13 protein-coding genes are annotated in these 16,440 nt (G+C 59.9%); 7 read left to right on the forward strand and 6 right to left on the reverse strand.

What is annotated here, in order from left to right; genetic code table 11:
- Nucleotides 1-11: 11 nt before the first annotated feature.
- Together FMN63_RS01365 and FMN63_RS01370 are read right to left on the reverse strand one after the other, a co-directional pair.
- Nucleotides 12-902 carry a prephenate dehydratase gene (locus tag FMN63_RS01365; protein WP_148582149.1) on the reverse strand — a complete coding sequence of 297 codons (891 nt, stop codon included), beginning with the start codon at nt 900-902 and terminating at the stop codon, nt 12-14.
- A gap of 29 nt (nt 903-931) precedes the next feature.
- Nucleotides 932-1,678, reverse strand: coding sequence for a 3-deoxy-manno-octulosonate cytidylyltransferase (locus FMN63_RS01370; RefSeq protein ID WP_148582150.1), 747 nt, complete (start codon nt 1,676-1,678; stop codon nt 932-934).
- 185 nt (nt 1,679-1,863) lie between these two features.
- Between FMN63_RS01370 and FMN63_RS01375 the strand changes: the two genes are divergently transcribed.
- From FMN63_RS01375 to FMN63_RS01405, 7 genes are all read left to right on the forward strand, one after another.
- A complete protein-coding gene (locus FMN63_RS01375) occupies nt 1,864-2,415 on the forward strand; it encodes a c-type cytochrome (RefSeq protein WP_148582151.1) in 552 nt (183 codons plus the stop codon).
- 166 nt (nt 2,416-2,581) lie between these two features.
- A complete protein-coding gene (locus tag FMN63_RS01380; protein ID WP_209000873.1) occupies nt 2,582-3,991 on the forward strand; it encodes a diguanylate cyclase domain-containing protein in 1,410 nt (469 codons plus the stop codon).
- Between the two features lie 108 nt (nt 3,992-4,099).
- A complete protein-coding gene (locus FMN63_RS01385; protein WP_148582153.1) occupies nt 4,100-5,980 on the forward strand; it encodes an extracellular solute-binding protein in 1,881 nt (626 codons plus the stop codon).
- Nucleotides 5,977-7,872 (forward strand): extracellular solute-binding protein, encoded by a 1,896-nt coding sequence (locus FMN63_RS01390; protein WP_148582154.1) that lies wholly within the window; start codon nt 5,977-5,979, stop codon nt 7,870-7,872. Before FMN63_RS01385 ends, FMN63_RS01390 begins: the two co-directional genes overlap by 4 nt.
- A gap of 63 nt (nt 7,873-7,935) precedes the next feature.
- The gene (locus FMN63_RS01395) at nt 7,936-9,060 is read left to right on the forward strand and encodes a microcin C ABC transporter permease YejB (protein WP_148582155.1); all 1,125 of its coding nucleotides are present in this window, start codon (nt 7,936-7,938) and stop codon (nt 9,058-9,060) included.
- 3 nt (nt 9,061-9,063) lie between these two features.
- The gene (locus tag FMN63_RS01400) at nt 9,064-10,326 is read left to right on the forward strand and encodes an ABC transporter permease (protein ID WP_209000874.1); all 1,263 of its coding nucleotides are present in this window, start codon (nt 9,064-9,066) and stop codon (nt 10,324-10,326) included.
- A gap of 10 nt (nt 10,327-10,336) precedes the next feature.
- On the forward strand, nt 10,337-11,968 hold the full coding sequence (locus FMN63_RS01405) for an ABC transporter ATP-binding protein (RefSeq protein ID WP_148582156.1): 1,632 nt from the start codon (nt 10,337-10,339) through the stop codon (nt 11,966-11,968).
- 210 nt (nt 11,969-12,178) lie between these two features.
- On the opposite strand, the gene FMN63_RS01410 is transcribed toward FMN63_RS01405, so the two are convergent.
- From FMN63_RS01410 to nudC, 4 genes are all read right to left on the reverse strand, one after another.
- Nucleotides 12,179-13,444 carry a SulP family inorganic anion transporter gene (locus FMN63_RS01410; RefSeq protein WP_148582157.1) on the reverse strand — a complete coding sequence of 422 codons (1,266 nt, stop codon included), beginning with the start codon at nt 13,442-13,444 and terminating at the stop codon, nt 12,179-12,181.
- Between the two features lie 180 nt (nt 13,445-13,624).
- Complete coding sequence (locus tag FMN63_RS01415) at nt 13,625-14,782, reverse strand: lytic murein transglycosylase (protein ID WP_162854981.1); 1,158 nt, start codon at nt 14,780-14,782, stop codon at nt 13,625-13,627.
- 123 nt (nt 14,783-14,905) lie between these two features.
- The gene (locus tag FMN63_RS01420) at nt 14,906-15,484 is read right to left on the reverse strand and encodes a histidine phosphatase family protein (RefSeq protein WP_148582158.1); all 579 of its coding nucleotides are present in this window, start codon (nt 15,482-15,484) and stop codon (nt 14,906-14,908) included.
- A complete protein-coding gene (gene nudC / locus FMN63_RS01425; RefSeq protein ID WP_148582159.1) occupies nt 15,484-16,434 on the reverse strand; it encodes an NAD(+) diphosphatase in 951 nt (316 codons plus the stop codon). Before nudC ends, FMN63_RS01420 begins: the two co-directional genes overlap by 1 nt.
- Between the last annotated feature and the right edge of the window lie 6 nt (nt 16,435-16,440).

Consider the following 16,440-nt stretch of genomic DNA (forward strand, 5'->3'; position numbering starts at 1 on the left):
GGCAGCCAGCGTTACGAGTAGGGATTGGGCCGCAAGGCACGGTTGGCTTCCGGTTCCCTGATCTTGTCCCTGAACGGACTTGCCCGGTAGACGCCGAGCATGTTCAGCTCGGCACAGAAGAAGGCCAATTCCTCGAGCGCCAGAGCCACCTTCGGATCATCCGGATGGCCTTCGACGTCCGCATAGAACATCGACGCGAAAAACTGCCCTTCAAGCTGATAGGATTCCAGCTTCGTCATGTTGACCCCGTTTGTCGCAAAACCGCCCAGGGCCTTGTAAAGCGCGGCCGGAACGTTGCGGACCCGGAAGATGAAGGTCGTGATGACTGGCTGGCCGTTATGCGCGGCCTCCATCTTGTCGCGCGAGAGAATAACGAAGCGGGTCGTGTTGTGCGCCTCATCCTCCACATCCCGGCGCAGGATGTCCAGACCATAGATTTCCGCCGCCATTTCGGGAGCAAGGGCCCCGACGCTCGGATCGCCCAGCTCGGCGATCTGTCGGGCGGAGCCCGCGGTGTCGCCTCCGACGACCGCCGTCAGGCCGAGTTCGCGAATCACGTTCCGGCATTGTCCCAGCGCGTGGACATGGCTTTGCACCTTTTTCAGGTCTTCCAGCTTTGTGCCCTTGACTGCCATGAGCTGAAACCGGATCGGCATGAAATATTCGCCGATGATGTGCAGGTTCGATTTCGGCAACAGGTGGTGAATATCTGCCACGCGTCCTGCAACGGAGTTTTCGATCGGGATCATGGCAAGATCGGCCGACCCGTCGGCCATGGCCGAGAAGCAATCCTCGAAAGTGGCACAGGGGATGGCTTCATAGTCTGGATAAACGCTCCGGCAGGCCATGTGAGAATTGGCGCCGGTTTCTCCCTGAAACACGATATTTTTTCTGTCGGTCATTTGTCTTTCTGCCTTCCGGCAGTCTTTCGTCAGTTGGTCTGATAGGCCGCCCGGGCTCGTTCCAGATCTTCGGGCGTGTTCACGTCCATCGGCGCGCTGTCGATGACGGAGGCATCAATCCGCATACCCGCTTCAAGGGCCCGCAACTGTTCCAGTTTTTCACGCTGTTCCAGCGGGGAGGGCGGCATCTGGACGAATTTCGTCAGAGCTGCCCTGCGGTAGGCGTAGATGCCGATATGGTGGAAGTACGGGCCGTCACCGTGCGGGGCGACGGCCCTGGTAAAGTAAAGCGCGCGATGATGGCCGTGGCCGTTGGGTGTCGTGACTGCCTTGACGAAATTCGGATCGTCGCGGAAGGCCGTGTTGGTGAATTCCGTCATGATGGTGCCGAGGTCAACATCGGCAATGGAAAGCGGTGCGAAGGCCGCGCGGATCGCTTCCGGTGCGATCAAGGGTACATCGCCCTGCACGTTCAGGATGACATCGTGTTTGCCATCAGGGTCGATCAGCCCTGCAGCCTCGTGAATACGGTCGGAGCCGGAGGCGTGGTCTGCCCGGGTCATCACGGCCTTGCCGCCGTGATCCTGCACCGCTTCGAAAATGTCCTTGTCGTCACAGGCAACGGCGACCGGACCGATATCCGCGTTACGCGCCTGTTCCAGAACACGCACGATCATGGGTTTTCCGCAAATGTCGGCAAGCGGTTTGCGTGGCAGACGGGTGGCGGCGAGGCGGGCCGGGATAATTACAAGAGCAGCGGTCAATCGGGTCTCCATGGAGCCGGACGGGCGGAAAAAAATGCAAAAAAAGCGCGCCGCGTCCGTTTGTCGTATCAGATGCCCTTTTAAAGCTATGGACAGCAAGGTCAAAAAATTTGTAGGTTCCGGCAAAATTCGAAAAGCTGATAGGGGTCGCAGCGACGCTGCGGGCCCGGACGCGTATGAGCTTGGAGCCGGAGAGAATGGATTCCTTCACGCTGAACAAGGCCGCCGGTGCGGTACTGATGGTTCTGATTCTGACAATGGGTGTCGGCATTGTCTCCGACATCATCTTCCATCCGACGATTCCGGGTAAGCCGGGGTATGAAATCGTCGTCGCGTCCGCAGAGGATGGCACCTCTGAGGTGGAGGCTGTTCCGGAAGTGGTTCCGATCTCCGAGCGCCTGCTCGAGGCATCTGCTGAGGACGGGGCCAAAGTGGCGAAGAAATGCGCTGCCTGCCACGACTTCACACAAGGTGGACCCAACAAGGTCGGTCCGGGACTTTGGGATGTGGTCGGTCGTAAGCCTGGTTCCCACGAAGGCTTCAGCTATTCTTCCGCAATGACCGAGTTTGGCGCAGCCAATCCCGAGTGGACCTACGAAGAACTGGACCACTTCCTGGCGTCGCCGAAGAAGTTCATTTCCGGAACCACGATGGGGTTCGCCGGTCTGCGTAAGCCGGAAGACCGGGCAAACATCATTGCTTATCTTCGCGGACAAGCCGAATCGCCGGCACCATTGCCGGACCAGTAAAAGCGCGTCGAGCGTGTGATTCTCTTTTTGAGTATTGAAGAAGCCGGGTAGTACCCGGCTTTTTTATTTGATTTATATAAAAAATTAACAAATCTTACGTTACGTAGTTCGACTGAGGATGGTGAGATCAGGCAAGGAGCCTATGGGCATCAACTTGACGAGGGGTTTGTTTTCTAAGTCGAATGGAACGTGGGCCGCTTCCATTGTTGCTGCTGTCTGTTTTCTTGCCGGTATCGCCGTAACCGCCCATGTCGGCCAACTGGTTCGCAATGAACTGGTTTCCCATCACAAACGTCAGGCCGTCGGATTCTTGTCTGAAGTCCGCGCCCGTCTGGAAGGTGAAATCAACCGGACGGTGGCCCACGGGTTTGGAATCCGGGCCTATATCTCCCGGTTCGTGGATCAGCCCTTCGATATTGAGGACTACCGTGAAATCGCGGTCGAGTTGATCGAGGAAAATCCGTCTATCCGGTCTATCGGCCTGGCACCCAACAACATTTTGCGCGCGGTTTTCCCGCTGGAGCCCAATCGGGGGGCGCTCGGTCTGAATTATCGGCTGAACACTGCCCAGTGGCCCGCGATCCGGCAGGCCATGATGACCCGTGAGGTCGTGATTGCCGGTCCGTTAGAGCTGGTACAGGGCGGCAAGGCACTGTTGATCCGCGTCCCTATCTTTCCCGCAAGCTTTGCCGGTCAGCCGCTCAGGGAGCGAAGCTACTGGGGCGTCGCCACGCTGGTGGTGGACGAGGAAGGCATGATGAGCGCGGCCGGCATCTCGGATGTCATGAACGGTCTGCACATTGGCCTTGTGAACAGAAGCGCCCTTGCCTCCAACAACATGATCTTCGGCAGCCCGGCCTTGTTGGAAAAGGATAACGTGTCGCTACCGCTCCACCTTCCAGGAGGTCTGGACTGGGAGCTTGTCGGCATGCCGGAATACGGCTGGTCGAGCGCCGCCAATCAGGTCTGGATTACCCAGCTCGTCGGCAGTCTCATATCGCTGGTTTTCAGCGCAATGGCGTTCCTGCTGATCAGCGAGGTCTACAAGGTGCGTTCCATGGCGCTGCACGATCCGCTGACAGGCTTGGCCAATCGGCGCCTCCTGGAAGATCGTATGCACCAGCTCGCCGCAATGTGTGAACGAAGCGGGTCGGGGTTCGAGATTTTTTACGTCGATCTGGATGCCTTCAAGCCGGTCAACGACAACTACGGCCATGCTGTTGGAGATCAGCTTCTGATCGAGGTGGGCCATCGTCTGCAGAACCAGACCCGGCAAACCGATACCGTGGCCCGGGTTGGCGGCGACGAGTTCATCGTTCTGACGCCTGGTAACATGCGGCGCCAGGAAAAGCTTACCTTTCTCAAGAGGCTTGTTGACCGGGTCACCCAGGCTTTCGAGTTCTCGGGTGCCAGCATCGATGTGAAGGCCAGCATTGGCACGGCGAGCTATCCCGGTGATGCGGCTACGGTGGAAGATCTGCTCAGGGTTGCCGACGGCAGAATGTACGCACAAAAGGCCAAGTCGCAGAGAAATTTGCAGGATGTTCCCGAAAAGGGCCTTCCCCAGACGGGTTAAATTTCTGTCATCTGGACCGCCAGCAGGTGACGCAGGGCTGTCAGGTCCCTACACTGATTCTCTGAACCGGCGATTTGGGTTCAGGAACCGGAAGGGACAGAGAAGCCGATGGTGTTCAAATGGCATGCAGGGAAACGCGCGGCCGCAGCGCTTGTCGTGACGAGTGTCGTGGTGATGTCGGGGATCGGTCCTGGACCGGCTGACGCGGCTGAACCGGAATGGCACCACGCGGCCGCCCTGAACGGGACACCCAAATACGGTCCCGATGCCACACATTTCGATTACGTCAATCCGGATGCGCCCAAGGGCGGCACGGTTCGGCTGTCCGCCAGCGGCGGTTTCGACACCTTCAACATTCTGGCGCAGAAGGGCAACATCGCCCCGGGCATCCTGAACATCTACGAAAGCCTGATGGAACCTTCCCTGGACGAAGAGGACATCAGCGCTCAATACGGGGTACTGGCCGACGCGGTCCGTTATCCGGATGACTACTCCTGGGTCGAATATCGGCTCAATCCCGATGCGAAGTGGCATGACGGCGAGCCGGTGACGGCTGAAGACGTCATCTGGTCGTTCGAAAAGGCCATCGAGCTCGATCCGCAACGCAAGTACTACTTTCAAAATGTCGACAAGGCAGAGGTCGTGGGAGATGGGACTGTGCGTTTCACCTTCGACGTCAGCGGAAACCGTGAGCTGCCCAAGATCATGGGCCAGTTGACCGTTCTGCCCAAACACTGGTGGGAAGGCACAAATGAAAAGGGAGAAGCCCGGGACATTTCCCGGACGACACTCGAGCCCCCGCTTGGCTCCGGTGCTTACCGGATCAAGGAATTCTCTCCCAACCGGCAGGTGATCTACGAACGCGTGCCGGACTATTGGGGCAAGGATTTGCCGATCCGGGTCGGAACCGACAATTTCGATGAAATCCGCTACATTTCGTTCCTCGACGATTCCGTCCAGTTTGAAGCCTTCAAGGGTGACCAGTACGACTTCCACGTCGAGCGCAGTTCCAGCCAATGGGCCAAGCGCTACGACTTTCCGGCCGTCAGGGATGGCCGTGTGGTCAAGGAGATCTTTCCCGACAAGTCTCGGGGTGTCATGCAGGGCTTTTTCCTGAACCAGCGCCGGGAAAAGTTCCAGAACCCGGATGTCCGTCAGGCGTTGAACTATGCCTACGATTTCGAGACCACCAACGAGATCGTTTCCGCCAATCTCCTCAAACGCGTCAATTCCTATTTCGCCGGGACGGAACTGGCGTCCAGCGGCCTGCCGGAAGGCAAGGAGCTGGAGATATTGGAAGAGGTGCGGGACATGGTGCCGCCCGAGGTTTTCACACAGGAATACAAGAACCCTGTTGGCGGCAATCCGCAGAACGTCCGTGCCAACCTGCGAGAGGCGGTCAAGCTGCTGCGCAAGGCCGGGTACGAGCTGAAGGACCGCAAGATGGTCGATGCTAAGGCCGGCGAACAGCTCAGCATCGAATTTCTCTATCGCGACAAGGCCAGCGAACGCACCCTTCTGCCTTATGCGCAGAACCTGGAAAACATCGGCATCAAGCCCGTCCTGCGGCTGGTCGACACGTCGCAATTCATCAACCGCGTCCGCAGCCGCGATTTCGATACTGTTGTGCTGGCCATCGGCCAGTCCCTGTCGCCCGGAAACGAGCAGCGGGAGTATTGGGGTTCTGAATCCGCCGACAATCAAAGTTCGGCCAATTATGCGGGCATCAAGAATCCTGCGATCGACAAGCTGATCGACAAGGTCATATTCGCGAAGGACCGGGAAACCCTGGTGGCAGCCACTCGCGCGCTCGACCGTGTGTTGTTGTGGAACCACTATGTGGTGCCGCAGTTCTATTCCGACGAAACCCGCACGGCACGCTGGAACCGCTTTGGTCATCCGCAAAAGATGCCGGAGTACAGCACCGGGTTCCCGACCATCTGGTGGTATGACGAGGCCTTGGCCGCCAAGACGGGAGCCGCGCGATGAGCAAAAGCCTGACGGCTTCCCGCCGGCGTTTCCTGCAAATGGGCAGCGCCGCGGCGCTGGTGTCTGCTGCACCCTGGCCGGTCTCCAGGGCCTTCTCGGCGGAAATCGCCCATCCGGAAGGCCCCGTTCACGGACTGTCCGTCTTCGGCGATCTGAAATACGGGCCTGAGTTTACCCAATTCGAGTATGTCAATCGGTTGGCGCCGCAGGGCGGCACCTTCTCGTTTCAGGCACCTTACTGGGTCTTCAATCAGAATGTCCTGACCTATAACACCTTCAACTCCTTTGTCCTGAAAGGCGACGCACCGCCACGCATGGAGCTGTGTTTCGACACCTTGATGGTGCGGGCCTATGACGAACCGGACGCGGTCTATGGCCTTGTGGCAGAAACTGTCGAAGTGTCGGAGGATGGCAACGTCTTCACGTTCAATCTCCGGCCGGAAGCCAGGTTTCACGACGGCTCCAAACTGACCGCCGAGGATGTTGCCTTTTCGCTGCTGCTTCTGAAGGCCGACGGCCATCCCTTGCTCAGCCAGCCGCTGTCAGCACTGAAGGGGGCGGTCGTTCTGGAGGATTATAAGGTCCAGCTTGAGTTCGACGGCTCGCAGTCGCGCAATCTGCCTCTCGTCGTCGCGGCGGACTATCCCATCTTCTCCAAGCGCTACTATTCCGCCTACGATTTCAAACAGTCGACCCTGACGCCGCCGCTATCGTCCGGCCCCTACAAGGTCGGCAAACATGCCGTCGGCCATTATGTCGAATATCACCAGGTCGAAAATTACTGGGCAAGGGAATTGCCGGTCAGGGTGGGGCAGGGCAATTTCGCGGTTATCCGGGTGGAGTTCTACCGCGAACGCCAGACAGCCTTCGAAGCCTTCAAGAAGGGCAATACGCTGTACCGTGAGGAGTTCACCTCAAAAAACTGGGCGACGGAATACAATTTCCCGGCGGTGGACGAGGGCAAGGTCGTGCGCCGTGAGTTTCCCGACGGCCGTCCCTCGGGGGCTCAGGGCTGGTTCATCAACACCCGGCTCGACAAGTTCAAGGACCCGCGCGTGCGCGAGGCGCTGGGCTATGCATTCGATTTCGAATGGTCGAACCAGAACCTGTTTTACGGGCTTTATACGAGAACCCAGTCCTTCTTCGAAAACTCCGACATGAAAGCGGAGGGAATGCCCTCGGCTGGGGAGCTGGCGCTGCTGGAGCCTTTCCGCGGCCAGGTGCCGGACGCTGTCTTCGGTGAAGCCGTGATACAGCCCGTCAGCGACGGCTCAGGGCATGACCGCAAGCTGCTGAAACGGGCAAACGAACTGCTGACAGAGACCGGCTATACCCGAAAGGGGACGGATCTGATCGGCCCGGACGGCGAACCGCTGACGATCGAGTTCCTGAACAACACCGCCGCGTATGAGCGTATCGTCAATCCGATGATCAAGAACCTGGGACGGCTCGGCATCAAGGCCAATTTGCGCATCGTCGATCCCGCGCAATATGAAGCCCGCCTCAACGATTACGACTTCGATATTGCCAGCCGCAGGTTGAGCCTGTCGCCCACGCTTTCCGATACCATTCGTGAAATGTGGGGATCGAAGGCGGCATCGGTTCCAGGCACCTACAATACGTCCGGCATAGCCAGCCCTGTTGTCGACGCGCTGATCGACAAGGCCATCGCGGCGACAACGCGGGATGAAATGATCACCGCGGCGCGGGCTCTGGACCGGGTGTTGCGGGCCGGGCATTACTGGATTCCGCAATGGTTCAAGAATGTCCACACTGTTGCCATGTGGGATGTCTACGGCTTTCCCGAAGAACCCCCGCGTTACTTCTTCCCCGTTGAAGAACTGTGGTGGATAGACAAGGAAAAGTCGGAAAAGCTCGGCAAAGCCGGGTAATATTTCCGGCGAAACCTCCGGCTCGCTTCAGAAGGCCAAGACAAAAGGGACTGCACACACTCCATGGGCGCCTACATCCTTCGCCGTTTGCTGCTGATGATACCGACGCTGGTCGGCATCATGGCCATCAACTTCGTCATCATCCAGTTTGCGCCTGGCGGTCCGGTCGAGCGGGTCATCGCCCAGTTGCAGGGAACCGACGTTTCGGCAACGTCGCGGATCAGCGGCGGGGGCAGCGACATGCTGAGTGGCGGCAACGACGCGTCGGGAGGAAGCGGCTCAGCCTCCGCAGACGCTGGCAGCTCGAAATACCGTGGTGCGCAGGGACTGGACCCGGAGTTCATCAAGGAGCTGGAGCAGCAGTTCGGTTTTGACAAGCCGCCGCTGGAGCGGTTCCTGAAGATGCTGGGCAATTATGCCCTCTTCGATTTCGGCGAAAGCTATTTCCGGGACATCAAGATCCTCGACCTGATTGCCGAAAAGCTGCCGGTGTCGATTTCTCTCGGCCTCTGGATGACGCTGATTTCCTATGCGGTGTCCATACCGCTCGGAATCCGCAAGGCCGTTTCAGACGGGTCCCGGTTCGATGTCTGGACCTCCGGTGTCATTGTGGTGGCCTACGCCATTCCCGGCTTTCTGTTTGCGGTTCTGCTGATCGTGCTTTTTGCCGGCGGGTCCTTCTGGGATATCTTCCCCTTGCGGGGGCTCGTCTCGGACGACTGGGAGCAGCTTTCCTGGCCGGCCCGGATCGCCGACTACTTCTGGCACCTTGCCCTGCCTTTGACGGCCATGGCCCTGTCTGCTTTCGCCACCACCACGCTTTTGACCAAGAATTCGTTCCTGGATGAGATCCGCAAGCAATATGTCATCACGGCACGGGCAAAGGGCCTGACGGAAAGCCAGGTGCTCTACGGTCATGTGTTCCGCAATGCCATGCTGATCGTGGTGGCCGGTTTCCCGGGAGCCTTCATCTCGTCCTTCTTTGCCGGTTCGCTGCTCATCGAGACGATCTTCTCGCTCGACGGGCTCGGATTGCTCAGCTTTGAATCGGTGATCAACCGCGACTACGCGGTGGTCTTTGCAACGCTTTACATTTTCTCGCTCATGGGCCTTCTGGTGAACCTCATTTCCGACCTGACCTACACCTGGATCGATCCGCGGATCGACTTCGAAAGCAGGGAGGTCTGATTGATGGCTACCGACTCAGGCAGTGACGCGGGAAGTGTGGAGTCCGATGCCGGCGGGCGTGAGACTGGCGGCTATGAAGCTGAAAGCCGCGAGCGGCTCCAGGCAGACTACCTTGATGCAGCCGAAACGGAAGACCGCGCGGGATTTGTCGTCCCGGCAGCCGCTCCCAGGGCCCGCCTGTCGCCGATCAACCAGCGGCGGCTGGCGAACTTCAAGGCCAACCGGCGAGGCTACTGGTCGCTCTGGATCTTCCTGGTGCTGTTCGTCGTGGCCATGCTGGCCGAATTCGTGACCAATGACCGGCCAATCCTGGTCTCCTACAAAGGCGAGCTGCTGACACCGGTCTTTGTGGATTACCCGGAAGAAAAATTCGGCGGGTTCCTGGCTGTCACCGATTACCGCGATCCATTCATCCAGGAGGAAATCAACGCCAACGGCTGGATGCTGTGGCCGCCGGTGCGCTATTCCTACCGCTCGGTCAACAACGACATTCCGGTGCCTGCACCCGCGCCACCGTCCTGGACAATGGACAAGGAAAAGCGTTGCTCGCGTTATCCCCTCGGCGCGGAAGATCCCAATTGCGTCATGGGTAACTGGAACTGGCTCGGCACGGACGATCAGGGTCGGGACGTGCTTGCGCGTCTCGTCTACGGTTTTCGGATTTCCGTGCTTTTCGGCCTGGCGCTGACGCTGGCTTCTTCTGTCATCGGCATCGCCGCAGGTGCCGTACAGGGCTACTACGGCGGTTGGACTGACCTTCTGTTCCAGCGCTTTATCGAGATATGGACGGCGGTGCCGACGCTGTATCTCATCCTGATCGTGTCGTCCTTCCTGGTCCCCGGCTTCTGGACCCTGTTCACCATCCTGCTGGCATTCTCCTGGGTGGCGCTGGTCGGTGTCGTGCGGGCGGAATTCCTGCGGGGCCGGAACCTGGAATATATTTCCGCGGCCCGGGCCCTCGGCGTTTCCAATCCGGTGATCATGTGGCGGCACCTGCTGCCCAACGCCATGGTGGCGACGCTGACTTTCATGCCCTTCATTCTCAACGGCTCGATTTCCACTTTGACGGCGCTGGATTTCCTTGGCTTCGGCCTGCCTCCGGGGTCGGCATCGCTGGGCGAATTGCTGGCGCAGGGCAAGAACAACCTTCAGGCACCCTGGCTCGGGATCACCGGCTTCATCGTTATTTCCTTGATGCTGAGCCTGTTGATCTTCATCGGCGAGGCCGTGCGCGATGCGTTCGATCCACGCAAGAGCCTGGCGTGAGGACACCAACATGACAAAAGAAACGCTCCTCTCCGTCGAAGACCTGTCCGTCGCCTTTTCGCAGGGCGGCCGGAGGAACCTTGCCGTTGACCGGGTCACCTTCGATATCAAGAAGGGAGAAACGGTCGCGCTGGTGGGCGAAAGCGGCTCCGGCAAGTCGGTGACCGCCCAGTCGATCCTGCGCCTTCTGCCCTATCCCGCCGCCTCGCATCCCTCCGGCCGTATCCTGATGAACGGTCAGGACCTTCTGGCGGTCAAGGAAGCCGAACTGCGCAAGGTGCGCGGCAACGGCATCTCCATGATTTTCCAGGAGCCTATGACCTCGCTCAATCCGCTGCATTCAGTGGAAAAGCAGGTTTCGGAAATCCTGAAGATCCACCGGGGCATGAGCGATACCAAGGCGCGTGAGCGCGTGCTTGAACTGCTCAACCAGGTGGGCATCCGCGAGCCGGAAAAACGCCTCAACTCCTACCCGCACCAGCTCTCCGGTGGTCAGCGCCAGCGCGTGATGATCGCCATGTCGCTGGCCAACGAGCCGGAGCTGTTGATTGCTGACGAGCCGACGACGGCCCTCGACGTCACGGTTCAGGCGCAGATTCTGGAACTCCTGAAGGATCTGCAAAGCCGGCACGGCATGGCGATGCTGTTCATCACCCATGATCTGGGCATCGTGCGCAAGTTCGCCGACCGGGTCTGCGTGATGACCAAGGGCAAGATCGTTGAACAGGGGCCGGTTGCCGATATCTTCGACCGGCCGCAGCACGCCTACACCAAACATCTTCTCACGGCGGAACCGAAGGGTGAGCCGCCGGCGACCGACAAGAGCAAGCCGATTGTGGTTCAGGCCGACGATCTGAAGGTGTGGTTCCCGGTCAAGCGCGGCTTCCTGCGCAAGACCGTCGACCACATCAAGGCGGTTGATGGCATCGATGTGGAAGTGCGGCAGGGACAGACCCTCGGGATCGTGGGAGAAAGCGGATCTGGCAAGACAACACTCGGCCTCGCGATCCTGCGCATGATTTCCTCCACCGGCCGGATTGCCTTCAACGGTTCGGAAATCCAGAAGAATTCCTGGAAGGAAATGCGGCCGCTGCGCCGGGACATGCAGATTGTCTTTCAGGACCCCTTCGGGGCGCTCAGCCCGCGCATGTCGGTGGCCGACATCGTCGGCGAGGGCCTGCAGGTGCATTTTCCCGGCATCTCCTCCGAGGAGCGCGACCGCAAGGTGGCCAAGGCGCTGGAGGAAGTCGGGCTCGATGCGTCCACCCGTCATCGCTACCCGCATGAATTCTCCGGCGGTCAGCGTCAGCGCATCTCCATCGCCCGGGCCATGGTTCTGGAGCCGAAATTCGTGATGCTGGACGAACCGACGTCGGCCCTCGACATGAGCGTTCAGGCCCAGGTGGTCGATCTATTGCGCGATCTCCAGAAAGCGCATGGCCTTGCCTATCTGTTCATTTCCCACGACCTGAAGGTTGTTCGGGCGCTGGCCAACGAGGTCATCGTCATGCGTCAGGGCAAGGTGGTGGAGCAGGGGTCATCCGAACAGATCTTCGATGCGCCGAAAACCGATTACACCAAGGCCCTGATGGCCGCTGCCTTCCGTCTGGAAGCAGCGCCGGAAGGTGTGGTGAGCGCCTGACGTGCCCCACCTGATTGACGGCGGTGGGCAATGCGCACCGCCCCTTCGAATGGGGTGACGAGGCCTTGAGCGTCCTCTCGGGCCGCCGTCGATGCGGCCTATTTTTTTGCCTTGCTGTTGTTCCCGTCCACTGTCCCGATCATCAGGAAACACGCAGGCAAAGCCCTGCAAGCAGGCTCATGCCGTCCGGAAAATCAGGATTGAACCGGGTCAGCGCTCGGGCATCGACCAGTCGTCGGGCTGCTTCTTGCGTTCTCGCAGTTTGAGCGCAAGACCGATGGAAACACCGACACCGATAGCAACGGTCAGATCGATCAGAACCGTGAGGATCAAGGTGGTCAGGAGCAGCAGCCGGTCCGCCATCGGTGCACTCAGATAGGATTTCCACTTGTGCGGTTCGCTCATGCCCCAGGCGGTCAGAACCAGCAGGGCCGCCATAGCGGGCAAGGCCAGATATCCGGCCAGAGGCGCGGCAACCAGCATGATCAGCAGGATGGTGAACGCGTGCACCAGACCGGAAACGGGTGTTTTGCCGCCGGCCCGCACGTTGGTGGCCGTGCGTGCAATGGCGCCCGTGGCGGGCAGGCCGCCGAAGAGGGAAGATGCGATGTTTGCCGTTCCCTGGGCCAGCATTTCGGCATTGGGGCGGTGGCTGCCCTCGATCATTCTGTCAGCAACCATCGCTGACAGAAGCGATTCCACCCCGGCCAGAAAGGCAATCACGATGGCGGAGGGAAACAGTTCCACCACTCGTGCGATCGTGACGCTCGGCAGCTCCGGAAATGGCAGCGTGTTGGGCAGGGCACCGAAGCGCGAGGCAATGGTTTCCACCGGCAGGGTGGCCAGGACCGCAACCAGCGACGCTGCGGACACGGCAACGATCAGTCCCGGAAAGGCGGGTGCCAGACGGCGCAGGGCAACGATCAGCACAAGCGTGACCAGGGCAAGGACGCTGGCGGCAAGAGACGCGGTATCCCGCGCTTCCCACAGGACGGGAAGCTTTTCCAGAAAGTCCGCGGGAACCTCCGAGATCTGAAGGCCGAAAAAATCCTTGATCTGGCTGGAGGCAATGATGACTGCGATGCCGATGGTAAACCCGTTGACCACGGCCTCCGGCACATAGCGGATCAATCTGCCGATCCGGAAATATCCGCCGATCAGAAGCAGTATCCCGGCCATGAAGGTGGCCAGAACCAACCCGTCATATCCGTGGTCGGCTATGACACCGTAGACCACCACGATGAACGCACCGGTCGGCCCACCGATCTGTACGCGGCTGCCGCCCAGAAGCGAGATGAAGAAACCGCCGACGATCGCTGTCACCAGGCCTTTGGCCGGATCGGCGCCTGACGCGATGGCGATTGCCAGGCTGAGCGGCAAGGCGACCATGGCAACGGTTATCCCGGCGACAAGGTCGGCACGGAAAAGCGGCAGGGAATATTCCTGCAAGGTGGTAACGATCTTGGGGAGCCGCATGAAGGCACCAGAGTAATACTGAGGAAGGATGTGCGCACAGTCTTTCGCAGTGCACGCATAAAATCAACTGTTTGTTGAAACCGATGCGCCGCGGCGCTTGGTCACGCCGGGTTCAAGGCGGAAAGGGCTGCGTTCACAGAGGGTTCCAAATACAACCTTTAAGGGTGTAAGTCGCGCTTTCTATCCGACCCAGCATGTTGCAAAGAAGCCGTTCTTCTCCTGATCCTTGCCGATCGATCGGCGGGTCTTGAAGCCGATCAGGCCATCGGCGCCACCGACATCATGCCCAAGGCCTTCGAGCCTCTGCTGAAGGTTCCGCACAGCGCCCCGGGTGGTTTCCTTCATCGGTTTCCAGTTGCCGACGAAACCGTTGTTGTTGCCATAGCGGTCTGCCAGGTGACCGACGAAGAGCGCGTAGGTGTCGCTCTCGTTGTAGTCCTTGATGACATAGAAATTTTCCGTGGCAATGAAGGCCGGGCCATACCGGCCCGCGGGCAACAGGATGTTGCCTGGCTGGTTGATTTCATTGGCCGGAAAGGGTTTGCCGCTGACACGTTTGATGCCCTCGCGCACGAAGTCGGAAATCTTCTGGCGGTTGTCCGGCCCCTCCCGCGTACATGAAACGTTGTCGGGCAGGAACACCTCATAGCCCCAGTCCCGGCCGGACACCCAGCCATGGGCCGAAAGGTAATGGGCGATGGAGGCCATGGTGTCGACGTCGGAGGTCCAGATGTTGCGCTTGCCGTCGCCGTCGAAATCGACAGCGTATTTCCAGAAGGAGGACGGCAGGAATTGCGGTTGCCCCATGGCGCCACCCCACGAGCTTTTCATGCCTTTCCTGGATACGTCGCCATTTTGAAGGATCTTCAGTCCGGCGATCAGCTCTCCTTTGAAGAAGTCCGGCCTCTGCCCCATGAACGCCTGTGTCGCCAGGACACGGATGGCGTCGTAAGGAATCTTTGCGCCGCCGTAGCCCGATTCCCTTGCCCAGATCGCCAGGATGATCCGGCTGGGCACGCCGTATTTCGCTTCGATCCGCGACAGGACGGCCGCATGTTTTTTCATCAATGACCGCCCGCGCGGCACAAGGGCGTTGAACTGGCTGTCCCGGAAGTAGCGGCTGGGAGAGCTGAACTCGGCCTGAAAGTTGATCTTGGGCGGCTTGCCCTTGCCCCCGGGCCCGACCAGACCGGGCAGGGAAGTGTCAGGGGTCAAACCTTTCAGTTCCCGGTCCAGTGTCGCCTGGGAAATGCCCTGCTGGCGTGCCGCCGGGATGACGTCAGACGACAGGAACTGACGGAACTGGGCGTCGTATTGACCGGCCCGTGCGGGCAGCATGGCAGCGGCAAGACAGGTCAGGGTCGCAAGAACAAGCTTCGGCAGGCGGCAGATCACATGAGGCTCCCGGATCACGAATGGTCCCTGCAGCCTAACATGTTCCAGGTCTGCGTCCGACCGTGCTTAAAGGTCTGTCCAAGCCAAATTGCGCCCGGCTTGGGTCATCAGCCAGGACTTTTCGAGCCGATACCAGCTGCCGCCGCGTCTCTGATCGTGTTGCCGGGAAATCGGTGTGGCCATGAGGTGGCACATCAGCAGCGTGCCAACAGCGCCATGACCGACGAACAGGACTGGGTCTTCTTCCCCAACGTGGCGCAGGGCGCTTCTGACGCCGTTGACGATCCGGTCCTGGGCATCGATCGCCCGCTCCCAGCCGCGCACCGATGTGTATGGATCGGCAAAGAAAAGATCGGCAGTCTGCTCGAACTCTTCCGGAGGCAGAAAGCCTGTTGCGCTGCGGTCGTTCTCATGCAGGAAAGGCAGCGCCCGCTGGAAGACGCCCATGCGGCCGGCAAAGACCTGAGCGGTTTCGAGCGCCTTCTTTTCCGTGCTGGAAATCACCTGGCGGATGTCTTTGGCAAAGGGCAGGAAGGCAGCTTTCGCCGCCCGCTCACGTCCCGTCTCAGACAGGCCCCACTCGGGGACGGGGATATCCGGATCGATGACAACCTCCGGATGGGTCAGATAGGCGCACCAGGTCATCAGAGCGTTCCGTCGAGCCAGCCCTTGATCAGTTCAAAGGCGATGGAGATCGAAGGCGGTATCCTGTGGCCTTCCGGATGCGTGCCGGCCACCATTTGCCGCACTTCCTCCCGGTCGCACCATTTGCAGGCCTCCAGCTCGTCGTCTTCGATGGCGATCTCGAACGACGTCGCCTTGCCAATGCAGCCGAGCATCAGATTGGCCGGAAAGGGCCAGGGCTGGTTGGCAAGCAGACGAACATCGCCAACGATGATGCCGCTTTCTTCCAGCGTCTCGCGCCGCACGGCCTGTTCGATGGTTTCACCCGGCTCCATGAAGCCGGCAAGAGTGGTGTAAATGCCCTCCGCGAGCCGGGCCGGGCGGCCCAGCAGGGCCTTGTCGCCGCTCTCGTCGGTAATCAGCATGATCACACACGGGTCCGTGCGCGGAAAATGCTGTCCGCCGCAGGACGGGCAATCGCGCCGGTATCCGGCTTCGGCCAGCCGGCTCTTTTCGCCGCAGCGCGAACAGAACTGGTGGGTGCGGTGCCAGTGGATCAGGGCGCGTGCCTGCGCAAGCGCACCCGCGTCCTGCGGGGCGAAGGCATTCTCCAAGGTAAGGGTTCGCAAGTCGATGAGTTGAAGGTCGGTGCGCTCCGCAAGGTCTTCGTCCGTTGCCGGCAGGGCAGCTGCAAACAGCGCCTCTCCGTTTTCCGGACGCAGACCAAGGAAGATCAACTCTTCCCGCACGGCGCCAAGCGACAGGGCGTCCTCCACTCGGTGCCCGACAGAAGGGCTTTCACCTGCCTTGAAGACCAGCGTCCGATCCGTCGACAGCACGATCCGTGTGTCCGGCTTTTCCAGAAGTGCGGTAAGGTAAGCGGTGTCGCCACGCCGTGTCGATTGCCGGTCGAGCGTATTGCCGAGGAAACTCATTTCCATGGCCAGGGAACCGGCAGATGTGGCGAGCATGTCAAA

Source organism: Stappia sp. BW2, assembly GCF_008107695.1.
Taxonomy (GTDB): Bacteria; Pseudomonadota; Alphaproteobacteria; order Rhizobiales; family Stappiaceae; genus Roseibium.

Excerpts from the sequence above, each read along its gene's own strand:
- FMN63_RS01365 (WP_148582149.1), bottom strand. The coding sequence starts at position 902 with ATGACCGACAGAAAAAATATCGTGTTTCAGGGAGAAACCGGCGCCAAT.
- FMN63_RS01370 (WP_148582150.1), bottom strand. The coding sequence starts at position 1,678 with ATGGAGACCCGATTGACCGCTGCTCTTGTAATTATCCCGGCCCGCCTC.
- FMN63_RS01375 (WP_148582151.1), top strand. The coding sequence starts at position 1,864 with ATGGATTCCTTCACGCTGAACAAGGCCGCCGGTGCGGTACTGATGGTT.
- FMN63_RS01385 (WP_148582153.1), top strand. The coding sequence starts at position 4,100 with ATGGTGTTCAAATGGCATGCAGGGAAACGCGCGGCCGCAGCGCTTGTC.
- FMN63_RS01390 (WP_148582154.1), top strand. The coding sequence starts at position 5,977 with ATGAGCAAAAGCCTGACGGCTTCCCGCCGGCGTTTCCTGCAAATGGGC.
- FMN63_RS01395 (WP_148582155.1), top strand. The coding sequence starts at position 7,936 with ATGGGCGCCTACATCCTTCGCCGTTTGCTGCTGATGATACCGACGCTG.
- FMN63_RS01400 (WP_209000874.1), top strand. The coding sequence starts at position 9,064 with ATGGCTACCGACTCAGGCAGTGACGCGGGAAGTGTGGAGTCCGATGCC.
- FMN63_RS01405 (WP_148582156.1), top strand. The coding sequence starts at position 10,337 with ATGACAAAAGAAACGCTCCTCTCCGTCGAAGACCTGTCCGTCGCCTTT.
- FMN63_RS01410 (WP_148582157.1), bottom strand. The coding sequence starts at position 13,444 with ATGCGGCTCCCCAAGATCGTTACCACCTTGCAGGAATATTCCCTGCCG.
- FMN63_RS01415 (WP_162854981.1), bottom strand. The coding sequence starts at position 14,782 with ATGCTGCCCGCACGGGCCGGTCAATACGACGCCCAGTTCCGTCAGTTC.
- FMN63_RS01420 (WP_148582158.1), bottom strand. The coding sequence starts at position 15,484 with ATGACCTGGTGCGCCTATCTGACCCATCCGGAGGTTGTCATCGATCCG.
- nudC (WP_148582159.1), bottom strand. The coding sequence starts at position 16,434 with ATGCTCGCCACATCTGCCGGTTCCCTGGCCATGGAAATGAGTTTCCTC.